At 43.1% G+C, this 22,653-nt stretch carries 15 protein-coding genes; 13 read left to right on the forward strand and 2 right to left on the reverse strand.

All coding sequences use genetic code 11. The features are described from left to right. Positions 1–3: 3 nt before the first annotated feature. The 5 genes from F3J02_RS05955 (at position 4) to F3J02_RS05975 (ending at position 10,789) form a co-directional block, all read left to right on the forward strand. Entirely contained in the window at positions 4–3,093 is a 3,090-nt protein-coding gene (locus tag F3J02_RS05955; protein WP_167248136.1) for a multidrug efflux RND transporter permease subunit, read from the forward strand. Then, the gene (locus tag F3J02_RS05960; protein WP_167248137.1) at positions 3,090–6,197 is read left to right on the forward strand and encodes an efflux RND transporter permease subunit; all 3,108 of its coding nucleotides are present in this window, start codon (positions 3,090–3,092) and stop codon (positions 6,195–6,197) included. Before F3J02_RS05955 ends, F3J02_RS05960 begins: the two co-directional genes overlap by 4 nt. Positions 6,198–6,206: 9 nt before the next feature. Beyond that, positions 6,207–7,613: an efflux transporter outer membrane subunit gene (locus F3J02_RS05965; RefSeq protein WP_167248138.1), complete on the forward strand. Its 1,407-nt coding sequence runs from the start codon at positions 6,207–6,209 to the stop codon at positions 7,611–7,613. 385 nt (positions 7,614–7,998) lie between these two features. After that, on the forward strand, positions 7,999–10,464 hold the full coding sequence (locus F3J02_RS05970; protein ID WP_167248139.1) for an acyl-CoA dehydrogenase: 2,466 nt from the start codon (positions 7,999–8,001) through the stop codon (positions 10,462–10,464). Positions 10,465–10,678: 214 nt separating this feature from the next. Continuing rightward, positions 10,679–10,789, forward strand: coding sequence for a hypothetical protein (locus tag F3J02_RS05975; protein WP_085942822.1), 111 nt, complete (start codon positions 10,679–10,681; stop codon positions 10,787–10,789). An 85-nt stretch (positions 10,790–10,874) separates the two neighbouring features. On the opposite strand, the gene F3J02_RS05980 is transcribed toward F3J02_RS05975, so the two are convergent. Next, complete coding sequence (locus F3J02_RS05980; protein WP_167248140.1) at positions 10,875–11,570, reverse strand: alpha/beta hydrolase; 696 nt, start codon at positions 11,568–11,570, stop codon at positions 10,875–10,877. A gap of 203 nt (positions 11,571–11,773) precedes the next feature. On the opposite strand from F3J02_RS05980, the gene F3J02_RS05985 reads away from it, so the two are divergent. The 4 genes from F3J02_RS05985 (at position 11,774) to F3J02_RS06000 (ending at position 16,865) form a co-directional block, all read left to right on the forward strand. Beyond that, complete coding sequence (locus tag F3J02_RS05985) at positions 11,774–12,646, forward strand: helix-turn-helix transcriptional regulator (protein WP_167248141.1); 873 nt, start codon at positions 11,774–11,776, stop codon at positions 12,644–12,646. Between the two features lie 172 nt (positions 12,647–12,818). Further along, positions 12,819–13,895 carry an amidohydrolase family protein gene (locus tag F3J02_RS05990; RefSeq protein ID WP_167248142.1) on the forward strand — a complete coding sequence of 359 codons (1,077 nt, stop codon included), beginning with the start codon at positions 12,819–12,821 and terminating at the stop codon, positions 13,893–13,895. 1 nt (position 13,896) lies between these two features. After that, positions 13,897–14,733 (forward strand): SDR family NAD(P)-dependent oxidoreductase, encoded by an 837-nt coding sequence (locus tag F3J02_RS05995; RefSeq protein WP_167248143.1) that lies wholly within the window; start codon positions 13,897–13,899, stop codon positions 14,731–14,733. Positions 14,734–15,164: 431 nt separating this feature from the next. Beyond that, complete coding sequence (locus F3J02_RS06000) at positions 15,165–16,865, forward strand: NAD-dependent malic enzyme (RefSeq protein WP_167248144.1); 1,701 nt, start codon at positions 15,165–15,167, stop codon at positions 16,863–16,865. Positions 16,866–16,908: 43 nt separating this feature from the next. On the opposite strand, the gene F3J02_RS06005 is transcribed toward F3J02_RS06000, so the two are convergent. Next, positions 16,909–17,331 (reverse strand): Lrp/AsnC family transcriptional regulator, encoded by a 423-nt coding sequence (locus tag F3J02_RS06005; protein ID WP_004654809.1) that lies wholly within the window; start codon positions 17,329–17,331, stop codon positions 16,909–16,911. Positions 17,332–17,556: 225 nt separating this feature from the next. Between F3J02_RS06005 and F3J02_RS06010 the strand changes: the two genes are divergently transcribed. The 4 genes from F3J02_RS06010 to astD all read left to right on the forward strand — a co-directional run bounded on the left by F3J02_RS06010 (position 17,557) and on the right by astD (position 22,649). Continuing rightward, positions 17,557–18,831 carry a Glu/Leu/Phe/Val family dehydrogenase gene (locus F3J02_RS06010; protein WP_167248145.1) on the forward strand — a complete coding sequence of 425 codons (1,275 nt, stop codon included), beginning with the start codon at positions 17,557–17,559 and terminating at the stop codon, positions 18,829–18,831. Between the two features lie 78 nt (positions 18,832–18,909). Next, complete coding sequence (locus tag F3J02_RS06015) at positions 18,910–20,115, forward strand: aspartate aminotransferase family protein (RefSeq protein WP_167248146.1); 1,206 nt, start codon at positions 18,910–18,912, stop codon at positions 20,113–20,115. A 21-nt stretch (positions 20,116–20,136) separates the two neighbouring features. Continuing rightward, positions 20,137–21,180: an arginine N-succinyltransferase gene (gene astA / locus F3J02_RS06020; RefSeq protein WP_167248147.1), complete on the forward strand. Its 1,044-nt coding sequence runs from the start codon at positions 20,137–20,139 to the stop codon at positions 21,178–21,180. After that, positions 21,180–22,649 carry a succinylglutamate-semialdehyde dehydrogenase gene (gene astD / locus F3J02_RS06025; protein ID WP_167248148.1) on the forward strand — a complete coding sequence of 490 codons (1,470 nt, stop codon included), beginning with the start codon at positions 21,180–21,182 and terminating at the stop codon, positions 22,647–22,649. The genes astA and astD overlap by 1 nt, the downstream gene beginning before the upstream one ends. Positions 22,650–22,653: the final 4 nt, after the last annotated feature.

The raw sequence follows: 22,653 nt of genomic DNA on the forward strand, positions 1-22,653 counted from the left end.
CGTATGAATATTTCCAGATTCTTTATTTTACGACCCGTCGCCACCACTTTATTGATGTTGGCGCTATTTTTCAGTGGCCTGTTGGTTTGGCGTTTATTACCTGTATCAGCATTACCGCAGGTTGATTATCCGATTATTCAGATATACACCTTTCAGCCAGGTGCAAATCCAGACACGGTACAGCGAACCATCAGCTCACCTTTGGAAAGGGAGATGGGCAAAATTGCAGGTTTGAAGCAAATGTCTTCGAATAGCTCGGTCGGTGCTTCTGTGATCACCCTGCAATTTGAGTTATCTGCCGAGCTGGGCATTGTCGAGCAAGAAGTACAGTCGGCCTTAAGTACCGCAAGCAGTAAATTGCCCAATGATTTACCGACACCACCGATTTATCGCAAAGTGAATCCTGCGGATGTGCCCGTGATTACCCTTGCAATTAGCTCTGACAGTTTGCCACTGACCACGGTCTATGACATGGTCGATACGCGAGTGGCACAAAAACTGTCTCAGCTTTCAGGTGTGGGGATGGTCAGCCTTGCAGGTGGGCAACGTCCTGCAATCCGTGTGCAGATGAATCCAATTGCGCTTGCGGCATTTAAGCTCAGTGCTGAAGATGTACGTATGGCTATTTCTGCTGCCAATGCCAATCAACCAAAAGGAAGTTTTGATGGGCCTTTTCGCTCGACCATGCTGGATGCCAATGATCAGATGCGTTCGATTGCCGATTATGAAAACCTGATTTTACGTTGGAACAATGGTGCACCGATTCGTTTAAAAGATGTTGCACAGGTGCTTGAGGGCAGTGAAGATCGCTATATGGCTGCATGGGCGGACAGCCAGTCTGCTATTTTGGTGAATATCCAGCGTCAGCCCAATGCCAATGTAATTGAAGTGGCTGATCAGATCAAAAAAATCCTACCTGAATTACAACAGAACCTACCCGACAATGTTCGTATTCGCGTCCTGACCGACCGAACGGAAAGTATTCGTAGCTCGATTAAAGATGTACAAAAAGAACTGGTCTTCGCTGTGTGTTTAGTGGTGTTGGTCACCTTCCTGTTTTTGCGTAACTTTGCTGCGACCTTGATTCCGAGTATTGCCGTACCGCTATCGATTATTGGTACGTTCGTACTGATGTATTTCCTTGGCTTCTCGGTGAATAACTTGACTTTAATGGCATTAACCATCGCCACGGGATTTGTGGTGGATGATGCTATTGTCATGCTCGAAAATATTGCGCGACACCGAGAGTCAGGTGAAAGCATGTTGCAAGCGGCATTGAAAGGTTCTAAAGAAATTGGCTTTACCTTAATTTCTTTGACGATTTCCTTGATTGCAGTTTTGATTCCTCTGCTTTTCATGGGTGATGTGGTCGGACGCTTATTCCATGAGTTTGCTGTGACACTGGCTGCTGCAATTGCACTTTCATTGGTCGTTTCGCTGACTTTAACCCCCATGATGTGTGCCTATTTACTGAAAGATGCACCGAAGCATGCAGAGCAACCGAGTAGATGGAGTCTGGATCGTGTGATTCAGCACTATGCGAAGTTGTTGCAATGGGTACTTCGACACCAACTGCTGACATTGATGGTGATGTTGGCCACAGTGTTACTGGCAGGACTGCTGTATTGGTCGATTCCGAAAGGCTTTTTCCCTGTACAGGACAATGGTGTGATTCAAGTGGTGACGGAAGCCCCTGACCAGATTTCATTTCAGGCCATGAGTGAGCGTCAACAGGCCTTGGCCGAAGTGATTTTAAAAGATCCTGCGGTAGCCAGCTTATCTTCTTTTATTGGTGTCGATGCCAATAATCCGAAGTTAAGCAATGGGCGCATTTTGGTGAATTTAAAAGCACATGCCGAACGTGCACCTGCTGCGGAAGTGATGGCACGACTGAATGAAAATTTTGCACAGGTACATGGCATTAAAGGTTGGATGCAACCTGTGCAAGAACTCAGTATAGAAGACAAAATTAGCCGCACCCAATATCAGCTGAGTGTGACAGCACCGAAAAATCAATTGGTTGAGGAATGGACACCTAAACTGGTTCAGGCGTTGCGTCAGCAGGCTGCATTTGCAGCAGTGACCAGTGAAGATGCAGGGCAGGGTTTACAAGCCTATATTGAGGTTAACCGTGATGCAGCAGCACGTTTAGGTTTGAGTGTTGAAGACATTAGCTTGTCTTTGCAGAACCTATTTGCGCAACGCCAAATCGCAACTTTATATACCCAGTCTAATCAGTACCGTATCGTTTTGGAGTTAGATCCTAGACTCACCCAAGGGATTGAGGCCTTAAATCAGACTTATATCCATAACAACCAAGGACAGCCGATTTTATTGAGCTCTGTCGCCACGATTGTCGAAAAACATGCGCCTATTCTTTTACAGCAACAGTCTCAATTTCCTGCGGTTGGGATTTCCTTTAATTTAGCCAAGGATGTCTCTTTAGGCGAAGCTATTGCTGCGATTGAGCAGGTTAAACAAAGCCTTGATCTACCACCAGAGTTACAGGTGCAACTGCAAGGGGCGGCAGCGGCTTTTGAAAATTCACAGCAACATACCTTTTGGTTGGTGATTGCAGCAATCGTGACCATGTATATTGTGCTCGGCATGTTGTATGAGAGTTTTATTCATCCAGTCACCATTCTTTCAACCTTACCTTCTGCCGCGATTGGTGCATTACTGGCTTTGTTTATGGTGGGGCGGCCGTTGGACATGATTGCGCTGATCGGGATTATTTTATTGATTGGTTTGGTCAAGAAAAACGGCATCATGATGGTGGACTTTGCACTTGCTGCACAACGTAATGAGGGGTTATCAGCTGAGCAGGCCATTTATCAGGCTGCTTTATTACGCTTCCGTCCGATTTTGATGACCACATTGGCCGCAGTCGTTGGCGCAATTCCGCTGATGCTGGCTTCTGGTTCTGGGGCTGAACTTCGTCAACCCTTAGGCTTGGTGATGGTCGGTGGGCTATTGGTCAGTCAGGTGCTCACCTTATTTACCACACCTGTGGTGTATCTGTTTTTTGATCGTCTGCAAGCCAAGCAAACTGATGCAAACATGCTTTCAGATCAGGCAGGACTATCGAAATGACGCTGCTGTCTGTATTTGTAAAACGCCCAGTGGCCAGTATGCTGCTAGGTATTGCGATTGTTCTGCTCGGTATATTGGCTTATCTGCGTTTGCCAGTTGCGGCATTGCCACAAGCGGATATTCCGACCATTGTGGTGCGTGCCAATCTACCCGGTGCCAGTCCAGAAAGTATGTCTGCGACTGTCGCTACACCCTTAGAACGTGCCATGATGGGGGTGTCTGGGGTTAAAGCGATTAATTCATCCAGCAATCAAAGTTCCACACAGGTGGTTTTACACTTTGATTTAAATACCGATATCAATGAAGCAGCGCGCGAGGTTCAGGCTGCCATCAATGCTGCTATGTCGCAGCTACCTGCAGGCATGCCGAGTCCGCCTGAGTATTTCAAAATCAACCCGAGTCAAAGCCCGATTTTCTATTTGGCACTCAGCTCAAAACAACTTTCAGCGGCAAAGCTATACGAAATTGCCTCTAATCAATTGCAACCGAATTTGGCACAGATCAGTGGTGTCGGTGAAGTGTCGATTGATGGGGCTTCCATGCCTGCCGTGCGTATCACCATCAATCCAACTGCTCTAATTTCAACGGGTTTATCTCTAGAGCAGGTGCGGCAGGTGGTCGCGAAAAGTAATGTGGTGCAGGCATTGGGCGTGGTAGAGCAACAGCAATTACGTTGGCAAGTGGCACTTTCTACAGAATTAAAGACCGCCGAAGATTTTGCCAATTTGATCATCCGACACACCGATCAAGGGGTGATTCGCTTAAAAGATGTTGCAGAAGTACGTGATTCGGTTGAAAACCGCTATGTCAGTGGTTTCCACAATGGACAGCCTGCGGTGATTTTAAAGATTAGCCGACAGCCCAATGCCAATACCGTGGCGACCATTGACCTGATTAAAGCCAAATTGCCCGTTCTAAGAGAACTGATACCACGTGATGCGCAATTAACTGTGGTGATGGATGGCTCGACTATTGTCCGTAATAGTTTAGAAGAAGCAAGGGATACTCTGTTTTTATCGATGTTATTGGTGGTCATTGTTGTGGTGCTGATGTTAGGGCGATTGCAAAGTGCGGTGATTCCCGCAATGGCATTGCTGGTCACTTTAATTGGCGTATGCAGTCTGATTTATTTGGCTGGATTTTCCCTGAATAATCTGTCGATTATGGCGATCATTGTGGCGATTGGTTTGGTGGTGGATGATGCCATTGTGGTACTCGAAAATATTGAACGCTATATCGAGCAAGGAGACTCTCCCGCACAAGCGGCAGTAAAAGGCATCCAAGAGGTGGGCTTTACCTTGATTGCCATGAATCTGGCATTGATGGTGATTTTCCTTTCAGTGTTGTTTATGGGTGGTGTGATAGAACGCTTATTCAGGGAGTTTTCGCTCACACTGGTTTTTGTGGTGATTTTATCGGTCTTTGTGTCCTTAATCTTAACCCCAAGCTTATCAGCGCGCTGTTTAAAACCCCTATCTCTCAATCAACCTTCACGATTGTATCGTTATAGCCATGACCTGATTCAGGGCTTGACCCAATCTTATATTCGCTCTCTGCATTGGGTACTCAAACATGCTTATCTGATTGTGGTGCTGTGGTTGACGGCAATCATTGCTTCAGTTTATCTCTACAATTTATTGCCTAAACGTGTTTTGCCTGAACAGGACACAGGGCGAGTTGGTGCTTTTATTCGTGGCGATGATGGCTTTTCTTTTCAGATTATGCAGCCAAAAATTGCCGCGTTTAATCAAGCCTTACTCAAAGATCCTGCGGTAAAGGATGTGGTCGGTACTTCTGGTGGCGGTGGCGGCATGACCAACTCATTTTTAATGGTCAGTCTCAAACCAAAAGCTGAACGCGATGGTTTAAGCTCCAAACAAGTGGTCGAGCGTTTAAAGAAAAATGCACCTTGGCAGGCGGGGGCTGTGTTCTCAGCGGATGTTGAACAAGATTTGGAACTGGATGATCCTTTTTCCAGTGGTAATGCACAAGAATATTTGCTGTTACTGCAATCTGACAATGTGAGCTTACTGCGTGAATGGGCGCCCAAAGTTGCAGAGGCCATGCGTAAACTGCCTGAGTTTGAAGAGGTGGAAACACAGGGCGATGAAGGGGCGCAGCATGTCACTTTAGATATTGACCGTGAAGCCGCAAAACGATTGGGCATTGATATTGAAAGCGTTTCCAGTGTTCTCAATAACTCCTTTTCGCAACGGCAGATTTCCACAATTTATGATCGCAATGATCAGTTTTATGTGGTGATGGAAGTTGATCAACGTTTTACCGAACATCCTGAAGCCTTGGCAGATGTCAAAATTCCGAATCAACAAGGAGCCTATGTGCCCTTAAGCAATTTTGCTACGTGGAGTTATGGCATTAGTAATGATCGGGTTCATCGCCGAAATCAATTTGCTGCCATGGGTGTTGGCTACGTGGTGAAGAAAGGCTATAGCTATGAACAGGCAGATGCTGCGATTCGTCAGATCTTGCCAAAGATCATGCTGCCAAAAGAAATCTTTGTGATGACAGATCGTGATGTCGAAACTGAAAGCCTACAGGCAGGTTTGAGTACACCTGCTTTGATTGCGGCTGTGATTGTGCTGATTTTTATCGTCTTAGGAATCACTTATGAAAGTATTGTGCATCCTTTTACCATTTTATCCACTATTCCGACAGCAGCTCTGGGTGCTTTACTTAGCTTATGGTTGTTTCAGATTCCTTTTAGCCTGATTGCCTTGTTAGGCATCTTTTTGCTAATCGGGATTGTGGTGAAAAATGCGATCTTGCTGATTGATTTTACTTTGCAGCAACGGCGTCAAGGTCACACCGATTTAGATAGCATTATCGCTGCGGCAACATTGCGTTTCAGACCGATTTTAATGACCAATACCGCAGCTTTATTGGGTGCGATTCCTTTGGCACTCGGTTGGGGCGAAGGCTCGGAAATGCGGCAACCACTGGGGATTGCCATTGTTGGTGGATTGGCACTGGGGCAATTATTAACCTTATATACCACCCCTGTGATGTATCTCATATTTGAAAAATTGGCTCAATTCCTGAATCGCTTCAAACTGCGATTGAATGTCATGCGTTGGAATAAATAGGAAGTCGCTATGAAAAAAACAGTTTTTACACTTTCTATGGGTCTCGCAGTGACGATGCTGCTCACAGCATGTCAGTCGTCCAGTACCTTTAAGCCCGCAGTCTATCAGCAGCCCGTGATTCAAAGTGCTGCACAGTATAAATATGCAGATTTGCAGTGGATTGAAGCTTCTAAGATAGCAGCGACACCACAGCCATGGTGGGAGATGTATCAAGATCCGACCTTATCCACGCTGATACAGCAATTGGATCAGGACAACTTGAGCATCCAACAGGCCCAAGCCAAGTATCGCCATGCCATGGCACTGTTGGATGGGCAACGGGCCAATGCGCTTCCGAGCATCAGCATGGGCGGCAATGCCAATCAGACTGAAACTAAGAATGCTGGCAAGAGTCGTCAATTCGGTGCCAATGTCGCAGTGAGTTGGATTCCTGATCTTTGGGGGAGAGTTGCAAAAGCGGTGGAAGGGCAACAGGCGAATCTACAAGCATCTGCTGCAGATTTGGCTGCCATTCAACTGAGTCAGCAACTGCTTGCAGCAGAGGCCTATTGGAGCATTCGCTTATTCGACGCCAAACTGGATGTGTTAAATCAGACCCAGCAAAGTGATCAACGATCTGTGCGTATTTTACAGCAGCAATACCAAGCAGGCATGATTGCACGGGCTGATGTGATCCAGGCTGAGACCCAACTTAAACAAGTCGGGTTGCAATTGTTAGAGCTACAACGTAGTCGTGATTTGCAAGAGAATGTGTTGGCGGTCTTAGTTGGACGCAATGTAGCGGACTTTAATTTAAATAAAAATCGCTATCAATTCAGCACCCCTCACATTCTGACCCAAATTCCAAGTCGCCTGTTGGCACAACGTCCCGATGTGATTCGTAGCGAACGCGAATTAGCATTCACACATGCGCAATTAGGCTTAGCACAAACTGCATGGTTACCTGATTTGACCATCAGCTTGGATAGCAGTGCCAATAGTCAGGTCTTTCATACTTTATTGCAGTCACCCAATACTGCATGGTCAATCGGTGCAAAAGCCTTAGGTACATTGTTTGATGGTGGAAAACGACAGGCTGATATTCAACAGGCTCAAGCCAATTACGATGAAAAGCTTGCAGCTTATAAGCATTCTGTTTTAACAGGTTGGAAAGAGGTGGAGGATGGTTTGCTGCAAGCAGGTCATTTCCAGCAGCAGATCGCAGCGCAACAGCAACTGCTTAAGCTGTCGGTTGAAAATGAACGGGTTGCCAAGCAGCGTTATCAAGCTGGTTTGGTCAGCTATTTAGAAGTCGCGACAGCACAGAATCTGCGTTTGAGCGCAGAAGAACGCTTATTGGAATTACAGCAATTGCATCTCAAAAATTCAGCGCAATTGGTGGCTGCATTGGGTGGTGGGATGAATTTTTCATCTTAAATAATAATTGCTAGATATAAAGACAGTTATCCTCCGTCCAATTTAAATCGACATTGGATAACTGCCAGCCATTTACTTAAAATGTTGCCTTGATGATTCTTTGCTGTGTCGTGTTAAAAAGAACAATGATTGATGATTTTATTTTTGGAATTTTGGGTAGAAAGATTCCCGTTTTTTAGAGCTGAATACAACCCTGTCAATAATTTTCATTTTCGGTGTCATCTGAATGGCTTTGTGTAAATTTTAGTAGTTAATCAAGCAAATAGCGCTTCGATATGTAGAATAAAAAATAGCCATTTTGTTTATTGAAGAATGACTTTCATCATAAATTAATTTAGATCTTTCTTATTTCATCTTCATCCCAATCTGAGATAACGGAGCAAATATGATTGTATTATTGATATTGCTTGGCCTATTGATTCAGTTAGTTGTGGTATGGGCTGTTTTTTATTTTGAAGCCAATCGAACTGTTGGCTGTCTTGTTTCCATTGTCGCCGCCATTCTCTGTAGTGTACTGATTACACCGTGGAGTCTGTTACTGGGCGTACCGATTATTCTGGCGAGTGTGATTGTTTTAATTGCACCGTTACGTGATGCTTTGGTGAGTCGGCCTGCATTTAATATTCTTTCAAAAGCAATGCCGAGCATGAGTATCACGGAAAGAGAAGCCTTGGAAGCGGGGACCAGTTGGTGGGAAAAAGAGCTATTTATGGGGGCACCTGATTGGGAAAAGTTTGATCAATATCCTTATCCAACTTTATCAGCAGAAGAACGGGCATTTTTAGATCATGAAGTACAACAGCTCTGTTCCATGTTAGATGAATGGCAGATTCATCATCAAGAAAAAGACCTACCGCCAGAGGTTTGGCAATTTATTAAAGACAACGGCTTTTTAGGTTTGATTATTCCTAAATCATTTGGCGGTAAGCAGTTTACCCCCTTTGCACAAAGTCGCATTATGAGCAAGATCGCTTCTCGTTCCCTTACTGCCGCAGTGAGTTGTATGGTGCCGAACTCGCTTGGGCCAGGTGAGTTGCTGCTGCACTATGGAACAGAAGAACAGAAAAAACGCTATTTGCCCGGATTGGCAAAGGGTACAGAAGTACCTTGTTTTGGTTTGACCAGTCCAGAAGCAGGTTCGGATGCAGGTGCAATTCCTGATACGGGTGTGGTCTGTTATGGGCAGTACCAAGGTCAGGAAGTTCTAGGTCTAAAAATGAATTTCTCCAAGCGCTGGATTACCCTTGCACCGATTGCCACCGTGATTGGTTTGGCGTTTAAGCTCTATGATCCAGATGGTTTACTCGGTGATAAAAATAAAGTGGAATATGGCATTACCTGTGCCTTGATTCCTGCTGACCATGAAGGCATTCAGATCGGCCCTCGACATAATCCTGGTGCACCGTTTATGAATGGTACGGTTGAGGGCAGTGATGTCTTTATTCCATTGGACTGGATTATTGGCGGGCAGCAAAATGCAGGTAAAGGTTGGCGTATGCTGATGGAGTGCCTAGGTGTGGGGCGAGGTATTTCACTGCCTGCTTTGGCAACGGCTGGAGGAGAAATGAGCTACCTGTTGGTCGGTGCATTTGCCAGTGTTCGCCAACAATTCAAAATCTCGGTTGGGCATTTTGAAGGGGTACAAGAGGCGACCAGTGATATCGCCAGTGATGCCTATATGTTGGAATCATTTCGTTATCTGGTGACCTGTGGTTTAAACCAAGGTGGAACGCCTGCGGTGATGACCGCAATGGCAAAATACTATGCTACTGAAACCATGCGTAAAGTGGTGAATCACGGTATGGATGTGGTGGGTGGGCGAGCGATTCAATTAGGTCCACGTAACTTCCTTGCACTGACTTATCAATCTATTCCTGTGGCGATTACGGTAGAAGGGGCCAATATTCTGACCCGCTCATTGATGATTTTTGGTCAGGGGTCAATGCGTTGTCATCCTTATCTATTTGAAGAATTACAGCTATTGCAATCGGAAGATAAGGTATCTGCTTTCAAAACTTTTTCTCCTTTACTGTTTAAACATTTGGCTTATACCTTTAATCGTGCGGCCAGAGCAGCGGCATATTCGATTACCGGTGGTTCAGATCAAGGCTCTCAACAAGCGGATGATTTTTCCAAAGTGTATTACAGCAAAATCAACCGTTTCAGTACCGATTTTGCATTGACGGCAGATATGGCACTTGGAATTTTAGCAGGTGATTTAAAGCGCAAAGAAATGCTGTCTGGTCGGTTGGCTGATATCCATGCGAACTTATTTATTGCTACAGCAATTTTGAAATATTATGAGCATGGTCAAAGAACTGAGGCCGAACGAAAACATGCAGAATTGGCCCTCAATAAAGCTTTATATCAAGTGCAAGAAGCGTTCTTTGGCTTCTATGACAATTTCCCAATGAAACTTGCTGCGTGTATGGTCAAATTACTGTGCTTCCCATTTGGCCGTCCAATTGCAGCACCATCAGATCAATTGAAGCAAGAAGTGGCTCAGTTAATCATGCAAGAACATGCATTCCGTGATCAGTTGAAGCAACATGTTTACTACAACACCGATGCTAACGATGTGATGGGACGTATGGAATCTGCTTTTCAGGCTTTACTACAACTACAACCGTTGTGGAATAAGTTTAAAAAAGCAGAATCGAAAGATCAGTTTAGTGGTTTGACCTTTGAGGAACATATTACTGATGCGATTGAGACAGGTTTCATTACAACTGCTGAAGCAGAGTCACTTGTACAATACAACGCTAAACGTTATGACAGTATGTTGACGGATATTTTTGATGCACATTTAGACAAGGAACTGCCACTGGATAATCCGCATTTGAAAACCTGATCGTTTTAGCATATTGGCATTAAGATCGAACAGTCCTGAATATATTGATGATGGTATTTTCCACGTTTTAATAATATTTGGGACTGTTTTCATAACAGTTCCAATTTTTCTATCCTTATCTGTTATATTTTTTTTAGAAAATTCTGTGTCTTTTTTTTGTCTGTATCTTATTGCACTATAACAACATGAGTTGAGCAAAGCCAAAGGTGCCGATATGAGTTTTTTGAAAAAAAAGAATAATGCCAGTTTTGTGTTCTTCATCATTACACTGTATGCATTCCTCGGATTTGGTCTAGGCTACATTATCTGGGAATATGTTTTATAAGCAGCAATTTCTGTGTCTTGTTGAAGCAGAGTTAAGACAGACAAATAGGGAATACAGTTATTCCCTATTTTGTAGAGCGTTATATTTATTTTGCCAAATATGTAGCAGCTTCAGTAATTAAGGCAGTCACTTCTTTCGGTTGTGAGGCCAATGAAGCATGACTTGCGTTTAAAGAAATTACTTTTTTAGCATTTAAACGATCAGACATCACCGCTTGGTTTTCTGGGCTGATCATGCGGTCTTGGGTTGAGATTTGATACCAAGAGGGTTTAGTTTTCCAAGCAGGGTTGCTAATGTTATCGCCAAAGGTACTGGCTAAAGGTGCTTTTTGGGTAACGCCCATAGCAAAACCTTCATCTTTGCTCAGGTCTTGGCAGAAACTTTCGTGAAATTTATCTACTTTCAGCCAGAGATAACCATCGCTATCAGGCTCTAGATTCGGTGCTGCAACAGGTAAATGTTGTTGGGTAATTGCGCCAGGACTTTCATTGCTGTCTGGTGCAAAGGCAGCAATATAAACCAAACCCACGACATTTGGATGATTGCCAGCTTCGGTAATCACTGCTCCGCCGTAAGAATGACCCACCAAAAGCACATCACCGTCCACTTGGGCAATCATTTTTTTGGTTCGTTCAACGTCATCTGCAAGTGAGGTCAAAGGGAGTTCGACGGCACGTAAGGCACTATACCCCTGATGTGAGAGTTCAGTAATCACTTTAGTCCAATGGGCTGCACCGCCCCAAAAACCGTGTACGAGAATAATTGTAGGTTGAGTACTCATATTTATCTCCTAGCTGAACGCTATTATGTTGAATTTTATAAGCTTAAGAAGGGAAGGTTGACTGTATAAGAATGAGAAAGAGGTTGGTCGATTTTTATACTATCGGAATCTTCTAAAAAAGATTATTGGTGATTTGTTCGGCTTGTACAATAACTGAAACTCCAATGTTTTTGCAGAAACACTTTTGAGGATAGACAAGCAAAATGAGTGATGAGCATGCTTTAACAGATATCTTTTTTGATATTTATCGATTTGCTGAGATATCGGGTGAAATCTATGGTTTAGAAAACTTTTCACAGCAGAAAAAACTAAATTTTCATGCTCAATATCCCTATATCCATATTATTCAAAATGCGAGTTGCAGACTTAAAATTAAACGACTTAATCTTGACCTAATCTTAAAAGCTGGAGACATTGTTGTCTTGCCAACGAAGCTTGAGCATTCGATTGAAATCGTAAGTGAACAGCTAACTGACGCATCTGTGATTAGCTGTATTTTTCAGCTGAAAGGAATCTATGGAGAGGCAATTGCAGAAGGATTACCCACTTATATTCATGTACCTTCGCATCATGAAGCCGAAAAAATTGCAGAATGGGTACCTATGACCGTTGCTGCAATCAAGCTTGAACTTGAACACCCCGCGCTTGGCAGTCGAGTAATGCTGTCTCGAATTATTGATTTATTGTTGGTTTGGTCGATACGGTTTTGGTTAGCTACAGAGACGATTGAACATCAAAGTTGGATTTCTGCATTACGCGATCCAATCATGAGTAAGGCATTGTCTGTGATGCATGCGCAACCTGCTTATGAATGGGATGTTGCATCACTTGCCCAACTGACCAAACAATCTCGCTCTAGTTTTTCCAAGAAGTTTGTTGAGTTGGTGGGTATATCACCGATGTTATATTTGAAAAATTGGCGTATGAAATTGGCCTGTCAGTTGCTTAAAGAGACCGATAAAAATGTTGCACAAGTTGCTGAATTAGTAGGTTATTCATCCCAAGCCGCTTTTAGTCGTGCTTTTGCACAAAGCTTTGGTTGTGCCCCGAAAGTGTTTAGAAATACACCTTTTTAGGCATTTCGATAAAATGAATCATATTCATACTTGAATATTTAAATAAATCATTTTATTCATAGTGCTTTGTTGAGTAGGCTAAAAACACGAACACTGTATTTAGAAATATTAGAGATGCCATGGATGAGCATCATTTCAGATTTTATGTGCTGAGCTTATATCGAGTACAACAATGACAAGATTAGATTTTGCAATCATCGATCCGCATATTCATCAGTGGGATCCTTACCACACACCGCATTCAGCAGCCTTATTGGTCAAAGCTTTAGGGAAATATCCTGCTGTAATGGATCGCGTAGTGCGGTTGGTTAAACCCAAACCATTATTGGAAAGTTTAGGGTCAACAGAATATGCATTGAGCCCCTATTTACCAGAGCATTATCGGATAGATACAGCGCCATTTTCAGTTGAGTGTGTAGTTCATGTCGAAGCCAACTGGCATCACCACAAAGGCTTGGGTGTGGTTGAAGAAACAGATTGGATTCAGCAATTAGATTTTAAAGCACAGGGTCTAAAATTAGGTGCAATTGTTGCGACAGCTGACCCAAGAGATCGAAAATTCAAAGATATTCTTCAAGCACATCAGGATGCAAGCCCGCTCTTTCGTGGTATTCGTAAAATGGCAGCTTGGCATCAAGATAGAGGTGTTTATCGTTGGTGTGATCGAGCACATCTCTATCGTGACAAGAAATTCTTAAAAGGTTTTGATCAACTTGCAAAAATGAAATTGTCTTTTGATGCTTGGGGTTATTCTACCCAATTAAATGAAATTACAACTCTCGCTCAGCAATTTCCAGAAACACCTATTGTGCTTGACCATTTGGCGACGCCTGTTGGTTTATTTGGTGCGGTGGGTAAGCATACAGGGAAAACACCACAGCAACGAGCAGCTATTTTTGAGCAATGGCAACAGGATCTGGCACAACTCGCTGAACAGAACAATGTCTATGCCAAAATCTCAGGTTTGATGATGCCTGTATTGGGACATACCTTCTATAAACAACATCGAACTGCAAGCATTGCAGAGATGGTGAATTTACTTACACCGATGATTCAGCACGCAATCTCAGTATTTGGTACAGAGCGAATTATGTTTGCTTCTAATTTTCCAATGGATAAGCCGAACACCCATTTAAATGATCTAATCCATGCCTATATTCAAATGTTGAGTCCTTATGGTGATCAGGCTTTGCATGCCATGTTTAGACAAAATGTTGCCAATTTTTATCAACTTTCTTTGGAGTCATAATATGAAAAGCTTTAATCAAAAAGTCGCTGCAATTACGGGTGCAGGGTCTGGAATCGGTCAACAGTTGGCTGTTTTATTGGCGCAGCAAGGTACACATTTGGCCCTAAGTGATGTCAACGAACAGGGGCTGACAGAAACACAAGCTTTAGTACAGCAATATCCAGTCAAGGTTACATTGACTAAATTGGATGTATCAGATCAACAAGCCGTTCGTGATTGGGCAGAAGACAGCTTCAAGGCACATGGTAAGATCAATATGATTTTTAATAATGCGGGTGTGGCTTTAGCAAGTACGGTAGAAGGCATGAGCTATGATGAACTGGAGTGGATTTTTAAGATTAATTTTTGGGGCGTGGTCTACGGTACCAAAGAGTTCTTGCCTTATCTCAAGCAAAGTGGAGAAGGGCATATTATTAATATTTCCAGTCTGTTTGGCTTAACCGCACAACCAACCCAAAGTGCTTATAATGCGACTAAATTCGCAGTGCGTGGTTTTACAGAGGCTTTACGACAAGAATTAAAACTCCAGAATGATGGCTTAAGTGCAACTTGTGTGCATCCAGGTGGAATCCGAACCAATATTGCCAACAGTGCTAGAATGAGTGACAGTATTCGAAGTTTAGGGATGAACCCAGCCAAGGCGAGTCAGGCATTTAATAAGGTTTTAAAAACGCCACCTGAACAGGCGGCTAAAATTATTCTGAATGCAGTCAAAGCAGATAAAGCGCGTATTCTGATTGGAAACGATGCCAAGGTGCTTGATCTAATTCAACGTATTACACCGACACATTATTCGCATGCACTCAGCTTTTTCACTAAAAAAAGTAAGAAAAAATAAATACCATCAAATAGACGACAGTTGATTTAGGGTCATGTTCTTTTGAATAAAATGGACATGATTTTAATTTCAGTTCGATCTGCAAAAAGCAAAAATATTTAGATCGCTAAAATTGTCTACTACATCAGGAAGACAGAACCTTGCTTGAGTGATTATTTCTTAACACTAAAAAGTGATTACAACGATATCACTACAATACGAAAGAGATGTTGGTGCAGAAATAATTCAAAATGTTGCAGAAAGCTTAAAAAACGATCCAAAATAGGGGTTACTATTTATTTACTAAATAATGAATCAGTTTGCATACAGTTAGATTATTCGGTTTTGAGCTTCGATTAGTGTAAATTATTGCTCATGCCAGAGTTCTTTTTTGAAAGAATTTCAGCGAATAAATTTTTTGTACATTTGAGAGAGAGTCTAAAGAGTAAAGTATGTCTGTGAACCCTAGTAAAATCAAAAAACCTTTATATATTCACTATGCTGGAAACGCTCTTTTAGAACTACCTCTGTTAAATAAAGGCTCTGCTTTTTCTGAAGAAGAAAGAGAGAATTTTAACTTGCATGGTCTAGTTCCGTACAATATCGAGAATATTGAAGAGCAGACTCAGCGTTCGTATCAGCAGTATCTTTCATTCGACAACGACTTGAATAAGCATATTTATTTGCGAAATATTCAAGACACCAATGAAACCCTGTTCTATAACTTATTGAGTCAGCATTTGGATGAAATGCTGCCGATTATTTATACCCCTACGGTTGGTGAGGCTTGTCAGCGCTTTTCGGATATTTACCGTCGTCACCGCGGTATCTTTATTTCTTATCCAGAACGTCAATACATCGATCAAATTATCCATAACGTTAACAAGAAAAACGTTAAAGTGATTGTGATTACTGACGGTGAACGTATTTTGGGTCTCGGCGATCAGGGTATTGGTGGCATGGGTATCCCAATTGGTAAATTGTCTCTGTATACCGCGTGTGGTGGTATTAGTCCTGCTTATACCTTACCGATCACTATTGATGTTGGAACCAACAACCAAGAATTGCTTGATGATCCAATTTATATGGGTTGGAAACAGCCGCGCATCCGCGGTGAGCAATATTATGAATTTGTTGAGCAAATTATTACGGCAGTGCGTCAGCGTTGGCCAGATGTTCTCATCCAATTTGAAGATTTTGCGCAAACCAATGCCATGCCATTATTGACTCAGTACCGCGACAAAATTTGCTGTTTTAACGATGATATTCAAGGTACAGCAGCGGTCACTGTAGCGACCTTAATTGCTGCATCAAGAGCGCAAGGCAAACAACTGAAAGATCAAACGGTTACTTTTGTTGGTGCAGGTTCAGCAGGATGTGGTATTGCTGAACAGATTGTTAGACAGATGATGGATGAAGGTTTGAGCGATCATGAAGCGCGTTCACGCATCTTCATGGTGGATCGTTTTGGTCTGATGACCGATCAACAGCCGAACTTACTCGATTTCCAGCAAAAACTTGCCACACCAGTCAATGCAATCAGCACTTGGGAATATACAGGTGACAACGTCGCTTTATTAGATGTGGTCAAGAATGCAAAACCAAGTATCTTGATTGGTGTCTCGGGACAGGCGGGCCTGTTTAGTGAAGAGGTCATCAAAACCTTAGCTAAGTATTATAAGCATCCGATCGTATTGCCATTGTCGAATCCAACTTCACAAGTTGAAGCACAACCAAAAGATATTATTGAATGGACTCAAGGTGCTGCAATTGTAGCGACTGGTAGTCCTTTTGCACCCGTTTATTTCCAAGGCAAGGTGTATAGCATTGCACAGTGCAATAATTCCTATATCTTCCCTGGGATTGGCTTAGGTGTGATTGCATGTGGTGCAACCCATATCAGTGATTCGATGTTGATGGCCGCAAGTACTGCTTTGGCAGATTGTTCGCCGCGTTTGAAAAATACCACAGCGGATTTATTGCCAAATATTAATGATATTCAACAAGTGTCTAAATTTATTGCCTTTAAAGTGGCAAAAGCTGCTATGGCGGATGGTTTGGCTATGCCATTGAGTAATGATGTGTTGAAACAAGCGATTGAAGATAATTTCTGGACACCAGAATATCGTAACTATCGCCGTGTTAGTTATTAAGCCATTTCATTTAAAAAGGGACTCTGAATAGAGTCCCTTTTTTTTAGGTCTTATAGGTGGAGAGTAAAATACTGGTTTCACTATTATAAATCCCTGAAATATTTCGGATTCGTTCTAAGGCTTTATCAAAGTTTTCTAAACTGTCAGATTGCAACTCAACCAGAATATCCCATTTACCATTGGTGGTATGCAGTCGCTCTACTGCCGATTCTAAGCGCAGCTCCCGAATTACGGCCTGTGCTCGTGTACCTTCCACCATGATATTCATCCATGCCCGAATGATATTTTTTTCAGCATTGGGACGGAAACGCACGGTATAACCTGTAATGATCCCCGTTGATTCCATATATTCAATTCTTTTCTGTACTGTGGCGCGAGAAACCCGCGTTTTTGCTGCCAAGTCTGTAATCGACATCCGTGCATTGTCTTTGAGTAAGCCTAATATAATATGATCGATATTGTTCATTTTGATTCTTTCTATTAGCAAATTGATAAAAAATAATTCATTTTAATCATTATAACGAATTTTGTGAATCAATTTGATTCTTAATAATAATAACAATACAACACCCCAAGCATTTTCACTTCGGTACGAAAGAAGCTCTATGCACATCAGGGAGGATGGGGGTAGGACGCCCTTAAATAAAGGGAATCTGTGAATAACAGGGACAATTGATTAATTAAGGAATAGATGATGTCTTTATCATATGCGGCTCAAAATGGCAGTGCTTGGCAAACTTTTCTTACTCAAGTAGACCGAGTGGCACCTTATTTGGATGCTGACCTCAGTAACTTTGTCAACACACTGAAAACTCCAAAGCGTACGCTTATCGTTGATGTTCCAATCGTGATGGACGATGGTTCAATTCGCCATTTTGAAGGTTACCGTGTACAGCACAATTTATCACGTGGCCCGGGTAAAGGCGGTATCCGCTATCACCAAGATGTTGAACTGAATGAAGTCATGGCTTTATCTGCATGGATGACCATCAAAACCGCAGTATTGAACCTACCGTTCGGTGGTGCCAAAGGTGGTATTCGTGTCAATCCAAAAGAACTTTCTACACGTGAGCTAGAGCGCTTAACCCGTCGTTTCACCAGTGAAATCAGTCCAATCATTGGTCCTCAAATTGATATTCCTGCGCCAGATGTCGGCACCAATGCCAATATTATGGGCTGGATGATGGATACCTATTCAAGTATCAAAGGTCATACCGTAACAGGTGTGGTCACAGGGAAACCTGTACATTTAGGTGGTTCACTTGGCCGTGTTCGCGCAACAGGTCGCGGTGTATTTGTAACAGGTATGCAGGTTGCGGAACGCATTAAATTACCGATTGAGGGCAGTAAAGTTGCTGTGCAAGGCTTTGGTAACGTAGGGAATGAAGCCGCTTACTTGTTTAGCCATGCAGGCGCAAAAATCGTTGCTGTGCAAGACCATACCGGAACCATTTTCAATGCAGAAGGCTTAGATGTTAAAGCATTGCAAAAGCATGTGGTTGAAACTGGCGGTGTGATGGGCTTTGTTGATTCAAGCGTGATTTCAGATGAAGAATTCTGGACGGTTGATATGGACATTCTCATTCCAGCGGCATTGGAAGGTCAGATTACGGTTGAACGTGCACAAAAGCTGAAAGCCAAGATCGTACTTGAAGGCGCGAACGGCCCAACCTACCCAGAAGCAGATGATGTATTTGTGAGTCGCGATATTACTGTGGTCCCTGACGTGATCTGTAACGCGGGTGGTGTAACTGTCAGTTATTTTGAGTGGGTTCAAGATATGGCGAGTTACTTCTGGACCGAGGATGAAATTAATGAACGTCTTGATAAGTTGATGATCCAAGCGATTGCTGATGTTTGGAACACGGCAGCACAGAAGGAATGCAGCTTACGTACCGCAGCTTATATTTTGGCATGTGAACGTATTCTGAAAGCGCGTAAAGAACGTGGTATTTTCCCAGGTTAAGTCATTTATAAAATTAAAGAGAAGGGCTTGTTGAGCATTTAACAAGCCTGAAGATTAAACAGGAAGTGAGTAAATAAAATGAGCGAAGTCGCAATTACACGTAGCAATTTTAATGATTGGATGGTTCCAGTTTTTGCCCCAGCAAATTTCATTTTAGTGCGCGGCGAAGGGTCACGTCTTTGGGATCAAAACGATAAAGAATATATTGATTTTGCAGGTGGGATCGCGGTAAATGCCTTGGGTCATGCACATCCTGTTGCAGTAAAAGCCTTAACTGAACAAGCACAAAAGCTATGGCACATTGGGAATGGTTATACCAATGAGCCTGTATTACGCCTTGCGAAACAATTGGTGGATAGTACTTTTGCTGACAAAGTGTTTTTCTGTAACTCTGGTGCAGAAGCGAACGAAGCAGCATTAAAACTGGCACGTAAAGTCGGTTTACTCAGTGGTAATCCAAACAAGAACCAGATTGTTGCATTTAAAAATGCCTTCCACGGTCGCACTTTATTCACAGTAACAGCAGGTGGTCAGCCAAAATATTCTCAAGATTTTGCACCATTACCAGGTGGCATTGAACACACTGCATTTAATGACCTTGAAGCAGCAAAAGCAGCAATCACTGAAAATACTTGTGCCGTGATTGTTGAGCCAATTCAGGGTGAAGGTGGCGTTCTGCCAGCAGATATCGAATTCTTAAAAGGTTTACGTGCACTATGTGATGAAAAAGGCGCTGTGCTGATTTTTGATGAAGTACAAACGGGTGTCGGTCGTACAGGTTCATTGTATGCCTATATGAACACTGGAGTAACACCAGACATTCTCACTACGGCAAAAGCATTGGGTGGTGGTTTTCCAATTGGTGCAATGATTACGACAGATCATTATGCAAATATGTATGCGGTCGGTGATCACGGTACCACTTATGGTGGAAATCCATTGGCTTGTGCAGTTGCTGGCGCGGTATTTGAATTTATCAATACACCAGAAGTGTTAGAGGGCGTTAAACAACGTCATCAATATTTCATCGATGCCTTAAACAAAATCAATGCTGAGTACGGATTGTTCAAAGAAATCCGTGGTCAAGGTTTGTTAATCGGTTGTGTATTGAAAGATGAACATGCAGGCAAAGCGAAGAATATCGTGACCTTAGCGGGTGAAGAAGGTCTATTGGCCTTGGTCGCAGGTGCAGATGTGGTGCGTTTTACCCCTTCATTGATCATTCCTCAACACGATATTGATGAAGGTCTAAGTCGTTTTGTTCGTGCCTTAGCGCGCCTCTAAGTCTGCTTTGAGCATCTGCCCATGATGATTGTTCGACATGCAGCGCATCGGGACTTAGATGATATTTATCGTTTAGCGCAACGAGCGGGGGAGTCTGGCATTGGTCTGACTTCCTTACCACAAAATAAAGAAATCTTGGCTGAACGTATTACACGTACCACTCGCACTTTAGACGGCTTATCCGAAAAGTGCGAGGCAAGTTATCTATTTGTATTAGAAGACACCAGCATTCACAAAATTGTGGGTGTGAGTGCAATTGAAGTTGCGGTTGGGTTAAATGAACCGTTCTACAACTTTCGTGTGGCTAAACAGGTGCATGCCTCTAAAGCCTTAAATGTGTATAAGACTTTAGACACCTTGTTTTTGAGTAATGACCATACCGGTTGTAGCGAACTCTGCACTTTGTTTCTTGATCCTGAATATCGCAAAAACCAAAACGGCAAATTTTTATCCAAAGTTCGTTTTATGTTTATTGCCGCATTCCGCTCTTTTTTTGAAGAAAGATTGATTGCTGAAATGCGTGGTTTCTCGGATCAAAACGGACAGTCACCGTTTTGGGATTCCTTGGGCTATTTATTCTTCAATATGGATTTTGCTGCCGCAGATTATCTCAGTGGTGTGGGGCAAAAAGCCTTTATTGCAGAGCTAATGCCGAGATTTCCAGTTTATGTAGACTTGCTGAGTTCAGAGGCACGTGAGGTGATTGCAGAAGTACACCCACATACGCTGCCTGCGGCAAAAGTGTTGATGTCAGAAGGGCTTAAATATCAAGGTTATGTTGATATTTTCGATGCTGGGCCAACACTGGAAGCCAATACTGCCGAGTTACGTGCGGTGAAAGAGAGCCGCTTGCTCAAAGTCAAACTCACTGAGCAAGTTGAAAGTACTGAGACACTTTTTTTGGTTGCCAATGACCAATACCAAGATTACGCCGTGTTGCTGATCAATAACAAAGTTGATGAAAGTGAGACTTTGTATATGACGGCAGCACAAGCACAGGCACTGAATATTGCTGAACACGATCAAGTCCGTGTTTTAGCATTAGAAAAAATGGAGAATAACTAATGTCACAAGGTGCATTATTAATTGATGGGGCTTGGGTTCAAGGACAAGGAAGCGCATTTGAAAAAACCAATCCTGTCAGCAATCAGCAAATTTGGGCGGGGCATGAAGCAAGCCCAGCCGATGTTGCACAGGCTTGCAATGCAGCGCGTCAGGCATTTCCTGCATGGGCTCGTTTACCACTAGAAGACCGCATCGCGATCATTGAACGTTTTGCTGGATTACTAGAGCAGAATAAAACCCAATTGGCTGAAGTGATTAGCCAAGAAACCAGTAAACCACTTTGGGAAACCTTGACCGAAGTACAGTCGATGATTGGCAAAGTGGCGATTTCGATTCGTGCTTATCATCAACGGACAGGTTTTAGCGAAACTGAAATGCCAGATGGCGTGGCTTCACTACGTCATCGTCCACATGGTGTTCTCGCCGTATTTGGCCCGTATAACTTCCCGGGTCATTTGCCAAATGGTCATATTGTTCCTGCATTGATTGCGGGTAATACCGTGGTATTTAAACCAAGTGAACTCACGCCTTGGACGGCTGAAGAAACTGCAAAATTATGGCAGCAAGCAGGTCTACCAAACGGTGTGCTGAATATCGTACAAGGTGGACGCAGCACCGGTGAAGCACTTGCAGCAGCAGAACAAATTGACGGTTTGCTGTTTACGGGTAGTGCCAATACGGGCTATCACTTGCATAAACAAATGGCAGGTGCTCCTGAAAAAATCCTTGCTTTGGAAATGGGTGGCAATAATGCCCTGATCATTGATGAAGCAACAGATATCGATGCCGTAGTGAATCTCGCAATTCAATCCGCTTTCGTTTCTGCGGGGCAACGTTGTACTTGTGCACGCCGAATTATTGTCAAGCAGGGCGCTAATGGTGATGCCTTCATTCAACGTTTTGTTGAAGTCGCTAAAAACCTAGTGGTTGGTGCTTGGAATGCTGAACCGCAACCCTTTATGGGCGGGGTGATTTCTGCACGTGCAGCGGAACAAATGTTGGTAGCACAAAGCAAACTGATCGCTTTAGGCGCAAAACCATTATTAGAAATGACCCGTCCACAAGCAGACAGTTCATTACTCACCGCAGGCATTTTAGATGTCACTCAAGTGACCGATATTCCTGATGATGAATACTTTGGTCCATTGACCACGATTTATCGATACAACAGTTTTGATGAAGCTTTAAACATTGCCAATAACACGCGCTTTGGTTTGGCGGTGGGTCTGGTGTCACCTGAGCGTGATTTATTTGATCGTGTACTGATTGAAGCACGTGCAGGGATTGTGAACTGGAATAAACCATTAACAGGTGCTTCAAGTGCCGCACCATTTGGTGGTGTTGGAGCGTCTGGCAACCATCGTGCCAGTGCGTTCTACGCTGCCGACTATAGTGCATGGCCAATGGCTTCACTGGAAAGTGACAGCGTTACTTTACCTTCAAAATTATCACCGGGCATTGTGCTGTAAGTCG

This window comes from Acinetobacter sp. Tr-809, from assembly GCF_011753255.1.
Classification (GTDB): Bacteria; Pseudomonadota; Gammaproteobacteria; order Pseudomonadales; family Moraxellaceae; genus Acinetobacter.